Annotated in this window: 15 protein-coding genes; 9 read left to right on the forward strand and 6 right to left on the reverse strand. The window is 56.4% G+C overall.

The window, feature by feature from the left end; translation table 11 throughout:
- Window positions 1–36 precede the first annotated feature (36 nt).
- Genes AOY23_RS13105 through AOY23_RS13115 form a run of 3 tightly spaced genes read right to left on the reverse strand, consistent with a single transcriptional unit; the run spans window position 37 to window position 4,173 of the window.
- Window positions 37–1,410, reverse strand: coding sequence for an efflux transporter outer membrane subunit (locus tag AOY23_RS13105; RefSeq protein WP_054180053.1), 1,374 nt, complete (start codon window positions 1,408–1,410; stop codon window positions 37–39).
- A complete protein-coding gene (locus AOY23_RS13110; protein WP_054180054.1) occupies window positions 1,407–2,489 on the reverse strand; it encodes an HlyD family secretion protein in 1,083 nt (360 codons plus the stop codon). The genes AOY23_RS13105 and AOY23_RS13110 overlap by 4 nt, the downstream gene beginning before the upstream one ends.
- Window positions 2,490–2,520: 31 nt before the next feature.
- On the reverse strand, window positions 2,521–4,173 hold the full coding sequence (locus tag AOY23_RS13115) for an MFS transporter (protein WP_054180055.1): 1,653 nt from the start codon (window positions 4,171–4,173) through the stop codon (window positions 2,521–2,523).
- Window positions 4,174–4,428: 255 nt separating this feature from the next.
- Here AOY23_RS13115 and AOY23_RS13120 point away from each other — a divergent pair, with 255 nt between their 5' ends.
- Window positions 4,429–5,229: a YdcF family protein gene (locus AOY23_RS13120; protein WP_054180056.1), complete on the forward strand. Its 801-nt coding sequence runs from the start codon at window positions 4,429–4,431 to the stop codon at window positions 5,227–5,229.
- A 44-nt stretch (window positions 5,230–5,273) separates the two neighbouring features.
- On the opposite strand, the gene gap is transcribed toward AOY23_RS13120, so the two are convergent.
- Window positions 5,274–6,275 carry a type I glyceraldehyde-3-phosphate dehydrogenase gene (gene gap, locus AOY23_RS13125; protein WP_054180057.1) on the reverse strand — a complete coding sequence of 334 codons (1,002 nt, stop codon included), beginning with the start codon at window positions 6,273–6,275 and terminating at the stop codon, window positions 5,274–5,276.
- 190 nt (window positions 6,276–6,465) lie between these two features.
- Between gap and cybB the strand changes: the two genes are divergently transcribed.
- The 5 genes from cybB to AOY23_RS13150 all read left to right on the forward strand — a co-directional run bounded on the left by cybB (window position 6,466) and on the right by AOY23_RS13150 (window position 13,754).
- Window positions 6,466–6,996, forward strand: a complete 531-nt coding sequence (gene cybB / locus AOY23_RS13130; RefSeq protein WP_054180058.1) for a cytochrome b561 — start codon at window positions 6,466–6,468, stop codon at window positions 6,994–6,996.
- Window positions 6,997–7,371: 375 nt separating this feature from the next.
- A complete protein-coding gene (ycaC, locus tag AOY23_RS13135) occupies window positions 7,372–7,998 on the forward strand; it encodes an isochorismate family cysteine hydrolase YcaC (protein WP_054180059.1) in 627 nt (208 codons plus the stop codon).
- 257 nt (window positions 7,999–8,255) lie between these two features.
- A complete protein-coding gene (dosP, locus tag AOY23_RS13140) occupies window positions 8,256–10,676 on the forward strand; it encodes an oxygen-sensing cyclic-di-GMP phosphodiesterase DosP (RefSeq protein ID WP_054180060.1) in 2,421 nt (806 codons plus the stop codon).
- 113 nt (window positions 10,677–10,789) lie between these two features.
- Window positions 10,790–11,908, forward strand: coding sequence for an S-(hydroxymethyl)glutathione dehydrogenase/class III alcohol dehydrogenase (locus AOY23_RS13145; RefSeq protein ID WP_054180061.1), 1,119 nt, complete (start codon window positions 10,790–10,792; stop codon window positions 11,906–11,908).
- A gap of 157 nt (window positions 11,909–12,065) precedes the next feature.
- Entirely contained in the window at window positions 12,066–13,754 is a 1,689-nt protein-coding gene (locus tag AOY23_RS13150; RefSeq protein ID WP_054180062.1) for a methyl-accepting chemotaxis protein, read from the forward strand.
- Window positions 13,755–13,800: 46 nt separating this feature from the next.
- Here AOY23_RS13150 and AOY23_RS13155 read toward each other — a convergent pair whose 3' ends face one another.
- Window positions 13,801–14,724 (reverse strand): LysR substrate-binding domain-containing protein, encoded by a 924-nt coding sequence (locus tag AOY23_RS13155; protein WP_054180063.1) that lies wholly within the window; start codon window positions 14,722–14,724, stop codon window positions 13,801–13,803.
- A 213-nt stretch (window positions 14,725–14,937) separates the two neighbouring features.
- Here AOY23_RS13155 and hglS point away from each other — a divergent pair, with 213 nt between their 5' ends.
- Window positions 14,938–16,281, forward strand: a complete 1,344-nt coding sequence (hglS, locus tag AOY23_RS13160; RefSeq protein ID WP_054180064.1) for a 2-oxoadipate dioxygenase/decarboxylase HglS — start codon at window positions 14,938–14,940, stop codon at window positions 16,279–16,281.
- Between the two features lie 41 nt (window positions 16,282–16,322).
- Complete coding sequence (locus AOY23_RS13165; RefSeq protein ID WP_054180065.1) at window positions 16,323–17,831, forward strand: carboxylesterase/lipase family protein; 1,509 nt, start codon at window positions 16,323–16,325, stop codon at window positions 17,829–17,831.
- On the opposite strand, the gene AOY23_RS13170 is transcribed toward AOY23_RS13165, so the two are convergent.
- The gene (locus AOY23_RS13170) at window positions 17,818–18,666 is read right to left on the reverse strand and encodes a LysR substrate-binding domain-containing protein (RefSeq protein ID WP_054180066.1); all 849 of its coding nucleotides are present in this window, start codon (window positions 18,664–18,666) and stop codon (window positions 17,818–17,820) included. The two genes, AOY23_RS13165 and AOY23_RS13170, sit on opposite strands and share 14 nt — an antisense overlap.
- 112 nt (window positions 18,667–18,778) lie before the next feature.
- Here AOY23_RS13170 and AOY23_RS13175 point away from each other — a divergent pair, with 112 nt between their 5' ends.
- Entirely contained in the window at window positions 18,779–19,948 is a 1,170-nt protein-coding gene (locus tag AOY23_RS13175) for a pyridoxal phosphate-dependent aminotransferase (protein WP_054180067.1), read from the forward strand.

Raw genomic sequence — 19,948 nt, forward strand, 5'->3', positions numbered from 1 at the left:
CGGTGGCGCGTGGCTTACCGGGCCTACAAAAGCAGTCTATTGACCCGCAAGCCAGCCGCCGCCCAGCGCCCGGTAAAGGTCGATCTGCGCCAGCAGCAGATTGTTTTTCACCTGTACTTCGCTGAGTTGGGTCGAAAACAGGGTGCGCTGCGCATCCAGCACATCAAGATAGGACGCGTACCCGTTGTTGTAGCGGTTGCGGGCGATGCGCAGGGTCTCCTGCGCAACCTCTTCCTGACCGCGCAGTTCGGCGAGCTGTTCATTCAGCCGCGTAATGGCATCCAGGCTGTCATTCACCTCTCTGAACGCATTACGCACCGTTTTTTCATAACCGTAGAGCGCCTGGTTGCGCTGCGACATGGAAACATCCACCTGCGCGTTCAACGCCTGACGGTTCAGCAGCGGGGCGAGAATACTGCCGCCAATGCTCCACAACCGCAGCGGATTATCCAGCAACCCGGGTAACGTATCGTCCTGATAACTGCCAGAGGCGGTAAGATTAAGCGACGGCAGCAGTTTCGCCTGTGACGTGGCCAGCGTCGCATCGGCGGCGAGCAACTGGCGCTGCGCCTGAACGATATCCGGTCGGCGGTTCAACAGGGTGGATGGCAGTTGCGAGGGAAGCGACAGCGGCGTCAGCGCATCAAACTTACCGCGTTTCAGCGCACCGGGGTTTTGCCCGGTCAGTACGCTGAGCGCATTTTCCTGCTGCGTGATTTGATGCTGTAGCTGCGGCACCTGCGCGCGGGTGGCGCGCAGTTCAGAATCGGCCTGCATCAGCTCCAGCCGCGAGGTATAGCCGGTTTCATATTGCCGTCTGGCGAGCGCATACGCCTCTTCGCGCGATGTCAACGTGGCTTCGGTGACACTCAGTTGTTCATCAAGCGACAGCAGGGTGACATAACCGGAAGCGACGGACGTCGCCACGGTCAGATCCGCCGCCGCCGCGGCCGCTTTTTGCGCTTCCAGCGAGGCCTGTGCGGCACTGGCGGCGCTGCGATTCGCGCCCCAGAGATCCACATCGTAGCTGGCAGTCAGATTCCCGCGATACAGCGTGCTGTGAACAGGTAACCCCGTCGCCGCGGACTGCGCGCGGGCGCGGGTGCCGCTTAGCCCGGCGTCCAGCTCCGGGAACAGAACACCTTCAGCGGCGTAGACTCTGGCCTGATATTCATTCACCCGCTCACGGGCAATCAGCACGTCGCTGTTGTAACGCAGCGCCTGATCAACATAACCGTTGAGGGCGCTGTCGTGAAAGTTGCGCCACCAGACACCTTCGGCTGCGCTGGCCGGTCCGGATTCAGCGCGCCACTGCGCCGGGATCTGCAGCGTGGAGGGCGCCTGTTTAACGTCAACGGACTGGCAACCGGCCAGCCACAGCGCGGCGGCAATGAGCGTCAGACGCCTCATTTTCCCGCCTCCAGCGTATCAATGGTCACCTGCACCGACATCCCCGGACGCAGCCGCTGCATGTTCGACTGATCACTGTTAATGGTGATCCGCACCGGAATACGCTGGGCAATTTTCACAAAGTTGCCGGTGGCGTTATCCGGGGAGATGGCACTAAATTCGACGCCGGTGGCAGGGGAAATGTTTTCCACTTTGCCGTGAAATTTTTCATCGTTCAGCGCATCGACCGTGAAGGTCACCCGCTGCCCGGTATGGATCTCCGCCAGTTGTGTTTCTTTGACGTTGGCGATCACCCAGCGCTGTGGCGGTACCAGCGAGGTGAGGTGCGTTCCGGCGGTCACGTAGGCGCCAAGACGCACGGCGATCTGCCCTAACTGGCCGTCGCGCGGGGCGATGATGCGGGTGTTTTGCAGATCGATCTGCGCCATTTCCAGCGCCGCTTTCGCATTCTGCACATCCGCTTCCAGTGCGCCGCGATTGACGATCGTTGACTGCAAATCCTGCTGCGAGACGGCGAGCGTCGCTTTTGCCTGTTCGATATCGGCATCGCCCTGCGCGGCGCTTGCCAGCGCAGCATCGCGCTCACGAATGGAGAGCGACCCGTCAGCGGTTAAATCCTTCACGCGTTTTAAATCCGCCTGGGATTTCAGGCTCTGCGCCCGGGCGTTTTTCAGCGCCGCCGCGTTGCGGGCAATCACGGCCTCTGCGCTCTTACGCTGTTGCAGGTTATTGTTCAGCGCCGCCACTTTCATCGCCAGTTGCGCCTGCGCCTGATGAACGCGCTGTTTGTACTGGCGATCGTCAATCTGAATCAGCACGTCGCCCTGTTTAACGTGGTCAAAATCCTTGACGTTAACGGCAGTGATATAGCCATTCACCTGCGGGCTGATAAAGGTGGTCAGCCCACGCACATAGGCGTTATCGGTGAACTGGCTGTGACGGGTGAACGGGGGAAGTTGCCAGGCGTAGAGGATCACCAGCACGCCGACAAGCCCAATGGCGCCAGCGCTAAAAAGGGAAACAATACGCAAGTTGCTGCGCGTACTGGCTTGCGCTTTGGCGGCATCCTGCTGACTCATAGCCACTCCCGTTGCAAAACATCATTCATTATTATTTGGTTCCTGTCGCACGTTTCAGAGCCTGGCGGGCGGTGATTTTCAGACGCAGAAGGCGCCAGAAGATCCAGATCAGGGTGAATCCTGAGATTACCGCCGTCAGCATATAGGTATCATTGTATGCAAGAATATTCGCCTCCAGCGTGCTGGCGGTCTGTAGCTGGGTGAGCGCCTGGGTGCTGAGCGCCGCGCTGTCACCGGTCAGGTTCTGGTACATCCCGGTATACTGCTGGATACGTTCATTGACCCACGGATTAAGTGTGGTGAGCTGGTCGGCAAGCAGACTGGAGTGGTATTTTTCACGCCACGTCTGGAACGTGCCGAGGATCGCCGAGCCGAGTAAACCGCCGATGTTCTGGCTCATTCCGAAAAGCACCGAAAAACTCACCAGATTACGCGGGTCGGCCACCACGCCGCCGATACCCGCCAGCATGGCAGGCGCGAGGAAAAAGGCGCTACCGAAACCAAGCAGGAACTGGCTGAACATCAGTTGATCGGGGCGCGTCAGGTTATTTGACTGGCTGTCCAGCAGGGAGGCGATCATCATGGCGGTCACTGAAATCACAATGGGCCAGGTCAGTTTTTGCGGCTTCAGCGTCAGGCAACTTGCGACAATGCCGCAGACGATCCCGGCAAAAATGGACCACGCCAGATGCGTCATCTGTTCGTTTTGCAGCCCCATAAACTGTAGCCAGCCAACCACCCCGGTGTTCTGTTCCGCCAGCACGATACGGATCAGCAACATGATCAGCCCAAGGCGCACGATACTGCCGCTCGACAGCCAGCGGGTGTTGAGCAACGGGTTACTGCGGTTATGTTCAAAGACGATCGCCGACACGATCAGCACCACCGATGCCGCCAGCGACCAGCCAATCCACGGCGCTTCAAACCACCAGTCGAGCCGCCCGAGCGATAACACGGCGCAAATCAGCGCCATACCGGGCGCCAGCAAAAAGAAGGTAATGAAGTCTTTCTTTTCGAAGACTTTTTTGCGATCGCTGGGCGGCAGTTTCAGGGCGATCACACAGGCGAGCGAGACCAGCGCCAGCCCGAGTTCAAAGAAATAAAGACCACGCCATTCGTCGAGTTGCAGCAGTTCCGTGGAGAAAAGGCGGGCGAGGGGAATAGCCAGCGACGAGCCGGTGATGCCGATAACCAGCCCTTTCAGACGGTGTTTCGCTGGCCACGCCTGAATCTGATAGTAAATGCCGAGCGAGCTTAGCGCGGCGGCCACCATGCCGTGCGCGGCGCGAACCATCAATGCCGAACTCAGATCGTTCACGAACAGATGGAAGAAGGTGACCAGCACATACAGCACCAGAAATCCTTCAGTGAAGGCGCGCAGCCCGTACTGCTGGCGAAATTTCACCAGTAACAGGTTGATGGAGACGTTAGTCATGACATACACCGCGGGCAGCCAGGCGATCTCCGTGGACCAGGCGGCAAACGTGCCCTGCAAGTTTTGCAGGTTAGCGGTGACGACGGCATTGCCGAGCGCCCCGGTCAGGCAGACCAGCAGGCCCACCACACCATACGCAATGCGTTTTAACGCGGGGTGGTAGGGTGTCGAAGGCGACCCCAGGAGCGCTGGTTTTTCGTGCGGTGCCCAGTCATGTGGTACATACGGATCGTGTTTCGGCAGACGCATAACAGGTTATCAGCGCGCGTCACAGGCGGTCGCTGCAACGTCGGCGGTCGATGTCCACAAATAGTTTGAGTGAATGATTAATACTCAAGGGAGTTTACCTTCGATAGAAATTATTTATCAAGAGAATGTCGCCGCGCGGGTAAAATACCGGAAACGATTCAGGCACAAGGGGTTTTATGGCTTTCGGAGTGATCCCCTGTGTTCATCAGACGCATGCGTTACCCTGTCGTTTTATTGAGGAAAGAAGGGAGAATTATGTTAACGAATTTTCCGGAATTACCCGAATCAACGCTGAATGCCGCGAATACGGTTGGCGCATGGCTGGCGCAGAACGACTATCCATCGTGCCCACGTCCTGGCGAGGCGGATCTGGTGGTGCTGGCCGGTAACGCAGTGATCCCAACGATTGATGCCGCCTGCCAGCTGGTTGCTGGTGGCGAACAAACGCTGCTGATAAGCGGCGGTATTGGTCACTCAACAACGTTTCTGTATGCGGCTATCGCCCGCCATCCGCGCTATCACAGCATCCGTACCACCGGGCGTGCGGAAGCGGCGATCCTTGCTGATATCGCCCATCAGTTCTGGAACATTCCCCGCGAAAGGATACTGGTGGAAAGCAAATCGACCAACTGCGGCGAGAACGCGCTGTTCACCCGCGCGATGATGGAAGAGACCGGCATTCACTGTCAGGAAGGCGTTGTGGTGCAGGATCCGACCATGCAGCGGCGGACCATGGCGACCTTTGCCCGCGTCTGGCAGGACTGCGCCAGCGCGCCAGCGTGGAAAAGTTATCCGGGGCTGACACCAGTATTGCGTAACGGTGAGCAGGGGGCGTGTTTCAGTGGCGACAGTCACGGGTTATGGCCGGTGGAGCGCTATTTGTCGCTGATCGTCGGTGAATTACCCCGCCTGCGTGATGATGAACAGGGTTACGGTCCGCGCGGCAAAGGATTTATCAGTCATGTTGATATCCCGCCCGACGTGGAAGATGCCTGGCGGCAGTTGCGCAATGATGCGTTGCTGGTGGAGGCGTTAAAAAGTCGTGCGCTGATGTGATCCTGCGGGGAAAACGCGGATGGCCTCAGCCATCCGCAGGGGATTTACAGTTTCGCGAATTTATCCAGCACGCGAATCAACTGAGTGACAAAGCCATATTCGTTATCGTACCAGGAGACGGTTTTTACCAGTTGCAGATCACCGGCTTCGGTGATTTCGGTTTGCGTGGCATCGAAAATCGAACCGAAATGCGAGCCGACCACGTCTGAAGAGACAATCTCTTCTTCGGTATAGCCAAACGATTCGTTGTTTGTCGTCGCTTTTTTCAGTGCCTGGTGGATCTCATCCACGGTCACTTTTTTATCCAGAATGGACACCAGCTCAGTGACGGAGCCGGTTTTCACCGGAACACGTTGCGCGTGGCCTTTCAGTTTACCGCTCAGCGCCGGGATCACCAGACCAATGGCTTTCGCCGCGCCGGTAGTATGCGGAATGACGTTTTCAGCCGCGGCGCGCGAAGCACGCAGATCTTTACCGCGCGGGCCATCGACCAGCGCCTGGGTACCGGTATAGGCGTGGATCGTGGTCATGGTGCCAATTTTAATGCCAAAGGCGTCATGCAGCGCTTTTGCCATCGGCGCCAGGCAGTTGGTGGTACAGGAGGCGACGGAAATAATCGTATCGCTGGCCTCCAGCGTATCGTCGTTCACGTTGTAGACGATGGTTTTCATTTCACCCGCCGGGGCGGAAATCAGCACTTTCTTCGCACCTGCATCAAGGTGTGCTTTGGCTTTGTCCGCAGAGGTGTAGAAGCCGGTACATTCGACGATAATCTCAGCGCCCACCGCTTTCCACGGAATATTTTTCGCCTCTTTTTCGGCATAGACAGTGATTTTTTTACCATCGACGATCAACGCATCTTCGGTGAAATCAACGCTCCACGGGAAGGGGCCATAGTTGCTGTCATGTTTGAGCAGATAGGCCAGCACTTTCGGGGAGGTCAGATCGTTAATGGCAACCACATCGGCAGGGCTTTTGACTTCCAGAATGCGGCGCAGGACCAGACGGCCGATGCGACCAAAACCGTTAATACCAATTTTACTCATGGATCATCTCCTTCATAACTCAACGAGTCGATATCGTGCACTTCACCAGGCTTAGTTCAGGAAATCGAAATGAGCAACCAGCAAGTGGCAACAGACTGAAACTGTTTAGAAATTGGTACAGAAAAGTTAATGAATTCTTAAGAAAAGGCCGTTATCGTGTTCCGGTAACCTTTATCTGCGGGATAACCACATGCGTGACAAATATTCGGGCTTACAAATTGGCCTTCACTGGGTAGTTTTTTTACTGATCATCGTGACCTATTGCGCGATGGAGTTGCGGGGCTTTTTCCCGCGCGACTATCGTCCGGTGTTTAATATGGTCCACGTTTCCGGCGGGATCACGATTCTGGTGTTGACGGTGGCTCGTCTGTTGATCCGCCTGAAACGCCCGGCACCGCCGATTGTGCCAAAACCAAAACCGATGATGACGGGGCTGGCGCATCTCGGGCATCTGGTGATCTATCTGTTGTTCATTGTGTTGCCGGTGATTGGCTTTGTGATGATGTACAACCGCGGTAATCCGTGGATAGCCTTCGGTATTTCGATGCCCCACGCGGCAGAGTCAAATTTTGACCTTGCGGATACGCTGAAGGAGTATCACGAATTTCTGGCGAACCTCGGCTACTGGGTGATCGGCCTGCATGCCGCGGCCGCGCTGGCGCATCACTATTACTGGCGTGATAACACGCTGTTGCGGATGATGCCGCGCAAGCGTTCGTGATTGATATTAAGCGTTCGTGATTGATATTTAAGGGTTGAATATGTGACCTGCGGAGAAAGTTTCCGTTCACTTCAATTTCTCCGTTTCTCTGAAACCATAATACCCGTGAACGTGTTAAGGGTGCTCGTCGCCGCACCCTTAACAATCCCGGCTCCCGGCAGGAAAATTGCCGCTTCGCGGTGCCCTCCGCTTATTCCTCCAACCCAACTCCAACATAAAAACTTATCGTTCCGAAAACGCAACGCTGCGTCCTCCTTTTACGGTCTAACCGAACGCCGATAACTCGACTATGATTTTTATGACCCCAGCAGAACCGCGCAGAATCAGGCGCATCGCCGGGAGAAATAACACCGTAATTTTGAAGAGGAAAGGATAATGTCTTCTAAACCGTATGTTCGCCTGGATAAAAATGACGTCGCTGTATTGTTAGTGGATCATCAGGCAGGATTGCTGTCACTGGTTCGTGATATTGATCCTGACAAATTTAAAAATAACGTGCTGGCGCTGGCAGATATGGCGAAGTATTTCAATTTGCCAACTATTCTGACCACCAGTTTTGAAACCGGTCCGAATGGTCCGCTGGTACCGGAATTAAAAGAGATGTTCCCGAACGCGCCGTTTATCGCGCGCCCTGGTAACATTAATGCGTGGGATAATGAAGACTTCGTCAAAGCCGTTAAAGCAACCGGTAAAAAACAATTGCTGATTGCGGGCGTCGTGACCGAAGTGTGCGTAGCATTCCCGGCGCTGTCGGCCATTGAAGAAGGGTTCGATGTCTTCGTGGTGACCGACGCCTCAGGGACCTTTAACGAAATTACCCGCCATTCCGCATGGGATCGTATGTCGCAAGCGGGTGTGCAGTTAATGACCTGGTTTGGCGCCGCGTGTGAACTGCATCGCGACTGGCGTAATGATATTGAAGGTCTGGCAACGTTGTTCTCAAATCATATTCCTGATTATCGTAACCTGATGACCAGCTATGACAAACTCGCGAACAAATAACCCGTGAGTTAATCAGGCTTTCCATACTATTGTGGAGAGCCTGTTTGTTTTTTATTCCCCCGCGCTTCCTTAATCCTCAATTATTTAATAAATTCTTACATACAGGCAGAATCCGCCTAAACTGAACAAAAGAATCATTTTACTCAGTGACAAGAACTGGCGATGTCGACATTTCGCAGCGAGAGAGAATTCCTCCGCTGCGGATAACGCTGTCCGGGGAGTGGTAAAACATTTAATACCCTGCGGGGGAGAAAGTGATGAGATCCTTCAGTCTGCGCTTCACAGGCGACAACATTCTTTTTCCTGCACTGGAACAAAGTATGATGGGTGTGGTGCTGATTAATGAAAAGGATGAGGTTCTTTTTTTTAATCGGTCGGCGGAAAAACTATGGGGATATCAACGCCAGGAAGTCCTTGGAAAAGATGTCTCAGGCCTGGTGCCGTCTTACTTAAAAGGGATCCACTCCGGGTTTATCAGCCACAACCGCGAGGGTGGCGAGGCGCGGGTCGAAGGCATGAGTCGCGAACTGCTGCTGGAGCGTAAAGACGGCAGCACCGTCTGGACGCGTTTTTCGCTGTCGAAAGTGGACGTCGGCGGGCGCCTGCATTACCTGGCGCTGGTGCGGGACGCCAGTGTAGAGATGGAACGCCAGGAGCAACAACGCCTGTTGATCCTCGCGGTTGACCACGTCGACAGACCAGTCATTGTGCTCGATACCGGGCGGCGCATTGTACAGATGAACCGTGCGTTTACCGACATGTTCGGCTACACCATGAAAGAAGCCGCGTCGCAGACGCTGGACAGCCTGCTCAGGATGAACGAAAACTCATCGGCGGATAACCTTGAGCGCTTTCACCGCCTTATCTGGCAGGATTCCCACGATTATGACGAGATCCAGTTGTCGGGCAACAATGGTCGGCAAATCTGGTTCAAAGCCTCCACCAGCCCGGTTTTCGGCGCCGACAAGCAGTTGCAGAACATCGTAATGACCTTTTCGGACATTACCGAGGATTTACGCCTCCGGGAGCTTGAAAAGGACACCCTGGCGGCGATGAGCGGTCATCAGTCCTTCCAGGAGACCGGTGAGATAATCTGTCATCACATCGAAAATATCCTGCCGGGAACGGAAGTGTCGCTGCAATATCTGCGCAACGGCGTGATGACGCCGTGGGCGGCTTCGTCGGCACTCGATCCGGCAGCGGAAAACGTCGCCGAGCGGCCGATGTTCATTCGTCGCCGTGACGGAATGACCACCGGGATGCTGACGTTCAGATCTCATGAGGCAAAAGAGACGCTCGATTTTGTCGACCGTGTGGCCGATATCAGTATTCACCTGTGCGCGCTGGCTATCGAGCAGGAATACAACCGGCTGCAGATAGAGCAACTGGTGCAGTTCGATTCCCTGACCGGGCTACCCAATCGCAACTACCTGAACCAGCATATCGACGCGATTTTTGATGATCGCGAAGAGCATCGCCCGGCGGTGTTTGCCGTTTCCGTCGACAATATTCGCGACGTTATCGATGCGACAGGTTATTCGGCCACCGAACAGGTGGTGATTTATCTGGCTAACCGCATGCTCGCGCTCATCGGCACTGAGGCATTTCTCAGCCGGATCGAGGGCACGCAATTTGTCATTGTGTATACCGACATGGAAATCAGCAACATTACCTGGCTTGCTGAGAAACTAAAAACCATTGTCGCCGAACCGGTGCTGATTAACGAACACGCGTTTCATCTGACGCTCAGTATTGGTATCAGCCACGAGCAGACCCGCGACCGTGATTATCTGATTTCCACAGCGCTCAGCGCGATGGATTCCCGCAGCGACGCCGGGGGCAACGGCTGGCGTTTTTTCAATGTCGAAATGAACAAAGTGATCCGCGAACGGGTGTTGATGGGCGCATCGCTGAAACACGCGATTGCCGACGGCACGCTGCGACTGGTCTATCAGCCGCAGATCTTTGCGGTGACCGGCGAACTGTACGGTTTCGAAGCGCTGGCACGCTGGCGCGACCCGACCTTTGGCGATGTGCCGCCTGATCGGTTTATCGCGCTGGCGGAAGAGAACGGTGAAATCGAAAACATTGGCAACTGGGTACTGCGCGAAGCCTGTCGGCAAATCGCTCAGTGGCGGGATCAGCAACTCAATGTGCCGACCATCTCCGTCAACCTGTCGGCGTTGCAGTTGCATAACCGTCATCTGGTGGACGTCATCAGAGAAGCGCTGGACACCTGGTCTGTACCCGGCGATATGCTGACGATTGAAATCACCGAAAGCGGGATGATGGAGCTGGATAAAGAGATGCTGGTGCAGATCAACGAGATCAGAAAAATGGGGGTCGGTCTCTCCATTGATGATTTCGGAACCGGCTTCTCCGGCCTGTCCCGTCTTGCCAGCATGCCGGTCTCAGAAATCAAAATCGACAAAAGTTTTATCGCCAAATGCCTGACGGAAAAACGGCAGAAAGCACTGCTGGAGGCGATGACCGGGATCGGCAACAGCCTTGATCTCACGGTGGTGGCGGAAGGGGTGGAAAACCACGAACAGCTCGCCTTTATGCGCTCCATCCACTGCCCGGTCATTCAGGGTTATTATTTCTCCCGCCCGTTGCCGGCAGACACCATCCCCCTGTGGATGCAGGAATCCCTGCCGGAAATCAAGAATAAGCTGTAACGTTTTCCCTTCCGGAGGCCGCGCACGGGGCATTGCGGTTTGCATGCCCTGGCGGTTCAAATTACCATACCCCAACACCCGCTAATACCATTCACACAAAGGGAAGAGACAATATGAAATCACGTGCAGCCGTCGCTTTTGGCCCGGGCCAGCCGCTTAAAATCGTTGAAATAGATGTTGCGCCGCCAGAGAAAGGGGAAGTGCTGGTGAAAATCACCCACACCGGCGTTTGCCATACCGATGCGTTTACCCTGTCGGGCGACGATCCGGAAGGCGTATTCCCGGCGGTGCTGGGGCATGAAGGGGGCGGTATTGTGGTGGAAGTCGGTGAAGGCGTGACCAGCCTGAAACCGGGTGATCACGTTATTCCGCTGTACACCGCCGAATGCGGTGAATGTAAGTTCTGTAAATCCGGTAAAACCAACCTGTGCCAGGCCGTCCGCGCCACGCAGGGTAAAGGCTTAATGCCGGATGGCACCACCCGTTTCTCTTATAACGGCGAGCCGGTTTATCACTATATGGGCACCAGCACCTTCAGCGAATACACCGTCTGCGCGGAGATCTCGCTGGCGAAAGTGAATCCGCAGGCACCGCTGGATAAAGTCTGTCTGCTGGGCTGCGGCGTGACCACTGGCATCGGCGCGGTACACAACACGGCAAAAGTGAAACCGGGCGATACCGTGGCAGTGTTTGGTCTCGGCGGCATTGGTCTGGCGGTGATCCAGGGGGCGGTGCAGGCGAAAGCCGGGCGGATTATTGCAGTAGATACTAATCCGGAGAAATTTGTTCTCGCCAGAGAAATGGGCGCGACCGATTTCATCAACCCGAAAGATCATGAAAAGCCGATTCAGGACGTGATCGTTGAACTCACCGACGGCGGCGTTGACTTCAGCTTTGAATGCATCGGCAACGTGAACGTCATGCGTGCCGCGCTTGAATGCTGCCACAAAGGCTGGGGCGAAAGCATTATTATTGGCGTGGCGGGCGCGGGTCAGGAGATCCGTACGCGTCCGTTCCAGTTAGTGACCGGACGCGTCTGGCGCGGCTCAGCGTTTGGCGGCGTGAAAGGGCGCACGCAACTGCCGGGAATGGTGGAAGAGGCGATGGCGGGCAAGATCCGTCTCGACCCGTTCATCACCCACCGTCTGCCGCTTGATCAGATCAACGAAGCCTTTGATTTGATGCATGAAGGCAAGTCTATCCGCACCGTTATCCATTTCGGTGATAACTGATCCCCTGCGCCAGCGGAGTCACTCCGCTGGCGATTCATAAATTAAATGTCGAAGTGTGACCTGTGTGGCGTTTTTAGCGGTAATTAAACCCGTTAAACAGCCGATGACAATCTTACGGGCGTGTTTGTGCGCATTTTACTATAAGAGAGTCAAGGTCATGGACAAAACAGCAGCGCAGCTCCAGTCGCAAAAGCTGAGTTTTTTGCATAACATTCGGTTAGTCCCGCTTTTCTCCTCCATTCTGGGCGGCATTCTGCTGCTCTTTGCGCTCAGTTCCGGACTTGCAGGTTACTTCCTGCTGCAGGCCGACAGCGACCAGCGTGATGTCACCGAAGAAATCCAGGTGCGTATGGGCTTATCCAACAGCTCCAACCATCTGCGGACAGCCCGTATTAACATGATCCATGCAGGGGCGGCCAGCCGCATCGCCGAAATGGAAGACATGAAGCGCAATATTGAGCAGGCGGAAACGCGTATCAAGCAGTCTCAGGCGGCATTTAAAGAGTATACGGCGCGGCGGGTGAAAACCGATGCCGACGTCGCGCTCGAAGCCGAGCTGACGAAACGCTATGAAGCCTACATCGCAGGCTTACAACCAATGCTGAAATATGCCAAAAATGGCATGTTTGAAGCGATCATCAACAGCGAAAACGAGCAGGCGCGTCCGCTGGACGATGCCTACAACGATCTGCTGCTGAAATCCATCGCCATCCGTACCGATCGCGCAACAGCGCTGACGGCGCAGGCGCATTCACGTACCACTCTGGGGCTGATTTTCATGTTCGGCGCCTTTGGTCTGGCGCTGGCGCTGACGGTGATGACCTTTATGGTGCTGCGTCGTACGGTGATCCGTCCGTTGCAACGGGCCGCGTACCGCATTGAGCATATTGCGCAGGGCGACCTGACGATGGCCGATGAAGCCACTGGCCGTAGTGAAATTGGCAAACTCAGCAGTGACCTGCAGGCGATGCAGCGTTCGCTGGTGAAAACCGTTGGCACGGTACGGCAGGGGGCGGAAGAGATCTATCGCGGTACCAGCGAAATCTCTGCGGGTAACACTGATCTGTCGTCACGCACCGAGCAGCAGGCCGCCGCCATTGAAGAAACGGCAGCCAGCATGGAAGAGCTGACGGCGACCGTGAAGCAGAACGCCGACAACGCGCATCATGCCAGCAAGCTGGCGGAAGACGCGTCCGGGAAAGCGTCGCGCGGCGGGCAGATCGTCAACGGCGTGGTCAATACGATGGGCAGTATCTCCGCCAGTTCGCGGAAAATCTCTGAGATCACCGCGGTTATCAACAGCATCGCCTTCCAGACCAACATTCTGGCGCTGAACGCGGCGGTAGAAGCGGCGCGCGCCGGGGAACAGGGACGCGGATTTGCGGTGGTTGCCAGCGAAGTGCGTACGCTCGCCAGCCGCAGTGCGCAGGCGGCGAAAGAGATCGAGGGGTTAATCAGTGAGTCCGTGACGCTGATTGAACGTGGCTCCAGCGAAGTTGTGGCAGCGGGCACCACCATGGGCGATATCGTCGATGCGGTGAAACGCGTGACTGATATTATGCTGGAAATCGCCGCCGCTTCCGACGAGCAGAGCCGTGGGATTACGCAGGTCAGCCAGGCCATCACTGAAATGGACAACGTCACGCAACAGAACGCCTCGCTGGTTGAGGAAGCGTCTGCGGCCGCGGCGTCGCTGGAAGAGCAGGCGGCAAGACTGACGGAAGCCGTCGGCGCGTTTCGTCTGCAGGCCTCCAGTGCCAGTATTGCGCGCAGCAACACGCCATCCTCTGCGGTGAAACCGCTGACACCGGCGGTGGCAAACGGCGATAACTGGGAGACGTTTTAAGCATGATGCCGGGCTTACTACCGTAGGCCCGGCAAACGCGTAAACCTCAGACTGGCATGGATTTGCGGATGGCGCTCAGCAACGTCTGTGCGCCTGATGACAACGTAGCGTCGACGCGGGTCAGAATGCCAATCGGCTCACCGACGCCGTAGCTCGGTACTGGCAGGGATGTCAGCGTTCCCTGACGCAGATCGTCTTTTACCGCGCCGGAAGGCACAAACCACACATAGTCAAACTCCACCGTCAACTGGCGTGACAGCGATGCCGACAGCGTTTCGATACAGCCTGACGGGATCTTACAGCCCTGGCTTTGCAGCATCGCTTCGGCATTCTGCCGTGGCGTGGTGCCTTTGGGCGACACCACCACCGGCCACTCCAGCACACGGCTGAGCGTGACATTCTCCTGCAGGAGCGGGTGATGCGGGCGTACCACCAGTTTCAGCGACTCGAGAAACAGCAGCTCGTAATTCAACCCGCCCATCAGTTCAGGATCGGACATTCGCCCGATGCCCAAATCCAGCTCACCGGATTTCAGCCCCGCCAGCAGCATGGTGTTATTCATGGTGGCGACCTGAATGGTGATGTCTTTTTGCTGTTTATGGAACTGGCCGATCACCGGTGGAAGAATACCCAACGCCGCCGTCGGCAGCGCGCCAATGCGCACCACGTCACTGTTTGCGCCATCTTTATTATGCAGCGATTGTCCGGCGGTATTCAGCGCATCGAGGACCTTGACGGCATGAGTCAGAAATTGTTCACCAACCAGCGTCAGCTGTGCACCGAGACGCCCACGCTCAAAAAGACGCGTGCCGGTAAGCTGCTCCAGCTCATTTAAGGTTTTCGACAGCGCCGGTTGGCTCAGGTTAAGGGTTTCAGCCGCGCGCCCCAGTGTTCCCTGTTGAGCGACGGCGACGAAAGTATGCAAATGGCGCAAGCGGATGCGCTGACTAAAGAGACCTTTTTTTTCCATGACAGGATGTTAAAAACAGAGCGTGGACAGAAACAAGTAAAGTTGTTTAATTTTGATAACCAGCTAGCAAAATATTATTAACATTCGATATATTTGACTTACAAGTAAATTTATCCTGTCACCTTATCCGCGATCACAATTTACACATTCTTCCTGACGCAGAACCACGGCCTTCTCTACACTCCAGGTAATATTCACTGGAGAAATGACATCATGGCGAACACCATCACGGCAGATGAGATTCGGGAACTGTTTTCGCAGGCAATGTCGGAGATGTACCAGCAGGAAGTTCCGCAGTACGGCACGTTGCTGGAACTGGTGGCAGACGTCAATCTGGCGGTACTTGAGAATAACCCCCAACTACATGAAAAACTGGCTAATGCTGACGAGCTGGCGCGGCTCAACGTCGAACGTCATGGCGCGATCCGCGTGGGGACACAAGAAGAACTGGCAACGTTGCGCCGCATGTTTGCCATTATGGGGATGTATCCGGTCAGCTATTACGATCTGTCGCAGGCCGGGGTGCCGGTGCATTCCACCGCGTTCCGTCCCGTTGATGATGCGTCGCTCGCCCGTAATCCGTTTCGCGTGTTTACCTCGCTGCTGCGCCTTGAGCTGATTGATAATGCCGCGCTGCGCCAGCGGGCCGCTGATATTCTCGCAGAGCGCGATATCTTTACGCCACGCTGTCGCGAACTGATCGCGCAGCACGAAACACAGGGCGGATTTTCCGCCGCCGACGCGCAGGCGTTCGTGCAGGAGGCGCTGGAAACGTTTCGCTGGCATCGTCATGCGACGGTTGATCAACAAACCTATCAGGCGCTGCACGATGAGCACCGGTTGATTGCCGATGTGGTCTGTTTCCCCGGCTGCCATATCAACCATCTCACGCCACGGACGCTGGACATCGATCGTGTGCAGGCGCTGATGCCAAAATACGGCATTGAACCGAAAATCCTCATCGAAGGGCCGCCGCGCCGGGAGGTGCCGGTTCTGCTGCGGCAAACCAGTTTCAAAGCGCTGGAAGAGCCGGTGCTGTTTTCCGGTGAACATCGGGGAACGCATACCGCCCGCTTTGGTGAGATTGAACAGCGCGGGGTGGCGCTGACGCCGAAAGGGCGTGCGCTGTACGATAAACTGCTCAGTGAAGCCGGAACGGCGAAGGATAACCTGTCGCATCAGTTGCATTTGCAGGAGGTGTTCAAAGATTTTCCCGACAGCGAAATGCTGATGCGTCGCCAGGCGCTGGCTTATTTCCGCTATCGCCTGACACCGGCGGGAGAAGCGCACCGCCAGGCGATCCACACCGGCGACGATCCACAACCGCTGATTGAGCGCGGGTGGCTGGTGGCACAACCTATCACTTATGAAGATTTCCTGCCGGTCAGTGCGGCGGGGATTTTCCAGTCTAATCTGGGCAATGAAACGCAGGCGCGCAGCCACGGCAACGCCAGCCGCATCGCCTTTGAAGACGCCCTGGGCGCGCCCGTGCTCGATGAGTTCACGCTCTATCAGGAGGCCGAAGACCGCAGCAAACGCCGTTGCGGTCTGCTCTGAAACAGGTAATCTGCTGAGGTGTTCAGCGAAAGGAAGACGGCATGCAGGCTCCATCAACACCTCTGGCAGAAACCGCACAAGGCCCCGTTCTGGGGATGACCGAAGAGAATATTCATGTCTGGCGCGGCATTCCGTACGCCGCGCCGCCGGTCGGCCCGTTACGCTGGCGTTCGCCGCAACCGGTCGATCCCTGGCAGACGGTGCGTGACGCCACGCAGTTTTCTGCCTCGGGCTGGCAAAACCTCGATTATTGCGTGGAACTGGGCGGCGGTGATCCGGGGGCGTTTTCTGAGGATTGCCTCTATCTTAACGTCTGGTCGCCTGCGGTTCGTACCGCACCGCTGCCGGTAATGGTCTGGTTGCACGGCGGCGGTTTTACGCTCGGCGCAGGCTCGCTACCGCCTTATGACGGCAAAGCGCTGGCGTCGCGCAATGTGGTCATCGTCACGCTCAATTACCGTCTTGGTCATCTCGGTTTCTTTGCCCATCCGGCTCTGGAGGGTGAAGAGGACGAGCGTGTCTACAATTTCGCGCTGCTCGATCAGATTGCCGCCCTGAAGTGGGTGCAGGAAAATATTCATGCCTTTGGCGGTGACGCCGGCAATATCACGCTGTTCGGTGAATCCGCTGGCGCGCGCAGTGTGCTGTCGCTGATGACCTCGCCGAAAGCGGTGGGTTTATTCCATAAAGCGATTATTCAGAGTGGATATACGCTGGCGGACACGCCGCGGGAGAAGGCGCTGGAAAAGGGCGAGCAGATCGCCGCGCACTTTGGCCTGCCGAATGCCAGCGCCGACGAACTGCGTCAAATCCCCGCCGACGCATTCTGGCCGCTCGCAGCCCCACTCAACACCGGTCCGGCGCCCATTGTCGGCGATGCGGTGTTGCCGCAGCCGATGCTGGAGGTTTTCTTCGCCGGAAAGCAGCAGCCGATGCCGGTGATTGTCGGTTCAAACAGCGATGAAGCCAGCGTGATGGAGGTGTTTGGCGTCGATCTAGCAGAACAAATCCAGAAGCTGCGGCGCGAGCGTCGTCTCGGGCTCGGGCTGATCAAACTGTTATACCCTGGTGTGAAAGGGGATGTGGAGCTGGGGCGTCAGGTGTGTCGCGACATGGCGTTTACCACGCTGGGTTATGTGGTGATGCAGGCGCAACAGCGTGTCGGGCAGCCCTGCTGGCGTTACTGGTTTGATTATGTCGCGCAGAGTGAGCATCAGACCTACCTCAACGGCGCGTGGCACGGCAATGAAGTGCCGTACGTGTTTGCCAACCTGCGGCTGGCGGAGCCGTCGCGTAATTACGTTAACGACCATGACGTGGCGTTTTCTGAACACATTGCGGATTTCTGGGTCAATTTTGCCCGTACCGCCAGCAAAACCAGTGACACGCTACACGGCGTGACCCGCTGGCCCGCCTGTCGCAAAGGCCGTGACCGTTTGCTGCGCATCGGGCTGAACAAACATGCCGGATTTAAAGTGGAAAACCGCTTTATGCGCGCCCGGCTGGCGTTGTTCAAACGGGTGATGAAACATCACGTCACGCTGGATTAAGCAGCTCATCACGAAACCGCGCCAGCCCCGACGCTTTGCTTTGCGAATCGCGGATCACCAGCCGGTAGCTGGCGCCGGTTTTCACGCTCAGTGCATAAGGACGCACTAAGCGCCCGCGACGAATATCCTCGGCTACCAGCGTTTCATCGGCAATGGCGACGCCAAATCCCTGGATGGCGGCGGTGATCGCCAGATCCATGGTGTCGAAGTGTTGATTTTTTTGCATAACCACCTGCGCTGACTGCGGAAAGGCCGACAGCCACAGCGACCAGTCGGTTTTATCCCGTGTGGGGTGCAGAAAGGTTGCCCCGCGCAGCGCATCGTCACGGCTGATGGATTTGCTCTGTACCGGCGTCAGCGCTTCCTCAAACAGCAAATCGCCCACGTTCAGATGCGGCCCGAACACAATGGCGGCGTCAAACGGTTCCGTTTTGAAATTCACCTGATGTTCAATGGTGGTGGTGAGCGCTATCTGCAATTCCGGGTAGCGCTGTTCAAGCGCCACCAGACGCGGCACCAGCCAGCGCATGGCGCAGGTCGGCGCTTTCAGGCGCACCACAGTTTGTTGCTGGCGCGCCTGATCGGCCACCGTCACCAGTTGCCCGAAAGCGGCGAGCAGATCCGGGTAGAGGGCGCTGCCCTGGGGTGACAGGCGCAGGCCACGTGCGTGCCGCTCGAACAGCGGAAAACCAAACCAGTTTTCGAGGCTGGCGATTTTGCGGCTTACGGCGCCTTGCGTCAGGCACAGCTCTTTCGCGGCGTGCGTCAGATTCAGATGACGGGCGGTCACAAGGAAGGTTTCAACGGCATTCAGCGGCAGATCGGTGCGCGACATCATTGACTCCAGCTATGCAAAATAGTCATGGCTATTATGACAACAATTCGTTTGTCGCTTCAATCACCTTCGGTTTGAATAGTTATGCATATAAAACGAGAAAGGATTGAAGATGACAGTTCGTACACCGGTGAAAACTCGCTCTAAATTGCCAGACGTTGGTACCACTATTTTTACTGTTATTGGACAACTCTCCGCACAGCATCAGGCTGTCAACCTTTCTCAGGGGGCGCCGAATTTTTCCTGTGATGCCGGGTTAGTGGCTGGCGTCACGCGGGCGATGGAGGCCGGGCATAATCAGTATGCGCCGATGACCGGACTTCGGGTGCTGAAAGAACGCATTGCCGAAAAAATCGCCACGCTCTACGGCACGCAGTACGATGTCGACAGCGAGGTGTTGATCACCGCCAGCGCCAGCGAAGGGCTCTATTCCGCCATCAGCGGGCTGGTTCACCCTGGTGATGAGGTGATTTACTTCGAACCTTCCTTTGACAGCTACGCGCCGATCGTGCGTCTGCAGGGCGCGACGCCGGTCGCTATCAAGCTGACGGTGCCGGATTTCACCATCAACTGGGATGAAGTGCGCGCCGCCATTACGCCAAAAACGCGGATGATCATCATCAATACGCCGCATAACCCGAGCGGGCAGGTGTTTTCACGCGACGACCTCACGCAGCTCGCGGCGGTCACCCGCAATACCGATATCATTATTTTGTCTGATGAAGTTTACGAACATGTGGTATTTGATGAACAACAGCACCACGGTATGGCCACGCACCCGCAGCTTGCCGAACGTAGCGTGATTGTCTCGTCGTTTGGCAAGACCTTTCACGTCACCGGCTGGCGCGTGGGGTATTGCGTTGCGCCCGCAGAACTGATGGATGAGATCTGCAAAGTACACCAGTTCCTGATGTTTTCCGCCGATACGCCAATGCAGTACGCGTTTGCCGAACATATGAATGATCCGCAGACCTGGCTTTCGCTGGCGGCGTTTTACCAGCGCAAACGCGACCTGTTGCAGACGTTGCTGGCAGATTCCCCGTTTCACCTGCTGCCGAGCGCGGGCTCGTTCTTTGTGCTGGCGGATTACCGCCACTTCAGCGACGAGAGCGACAGCGAAATGGTGAAACGACTGATAACTGAGTGTGGCGTTGCCACCATCCCGCTGTCGGCGTTTTATACCGATGGTACGGATAACAAACTGATTCGCCTCTCTTTTGCCAAAGATGAGGCAACGTTACGGGCCGGTGCGCAGGCGCTGTGTCGCGTGAAGCCGCGTTAA

The sequence above is a fragment of the Trabulsiella odontotermitis genome (genome assembly GCF_001297775.1).
Taxonomy (GTDB): Bacteria; Pseudomonadota; Gammaproteobacteria; order Enterobacterales; family Enterobacteriaceae; genus Trabulsiella; species Trabulsiella odontotermitis.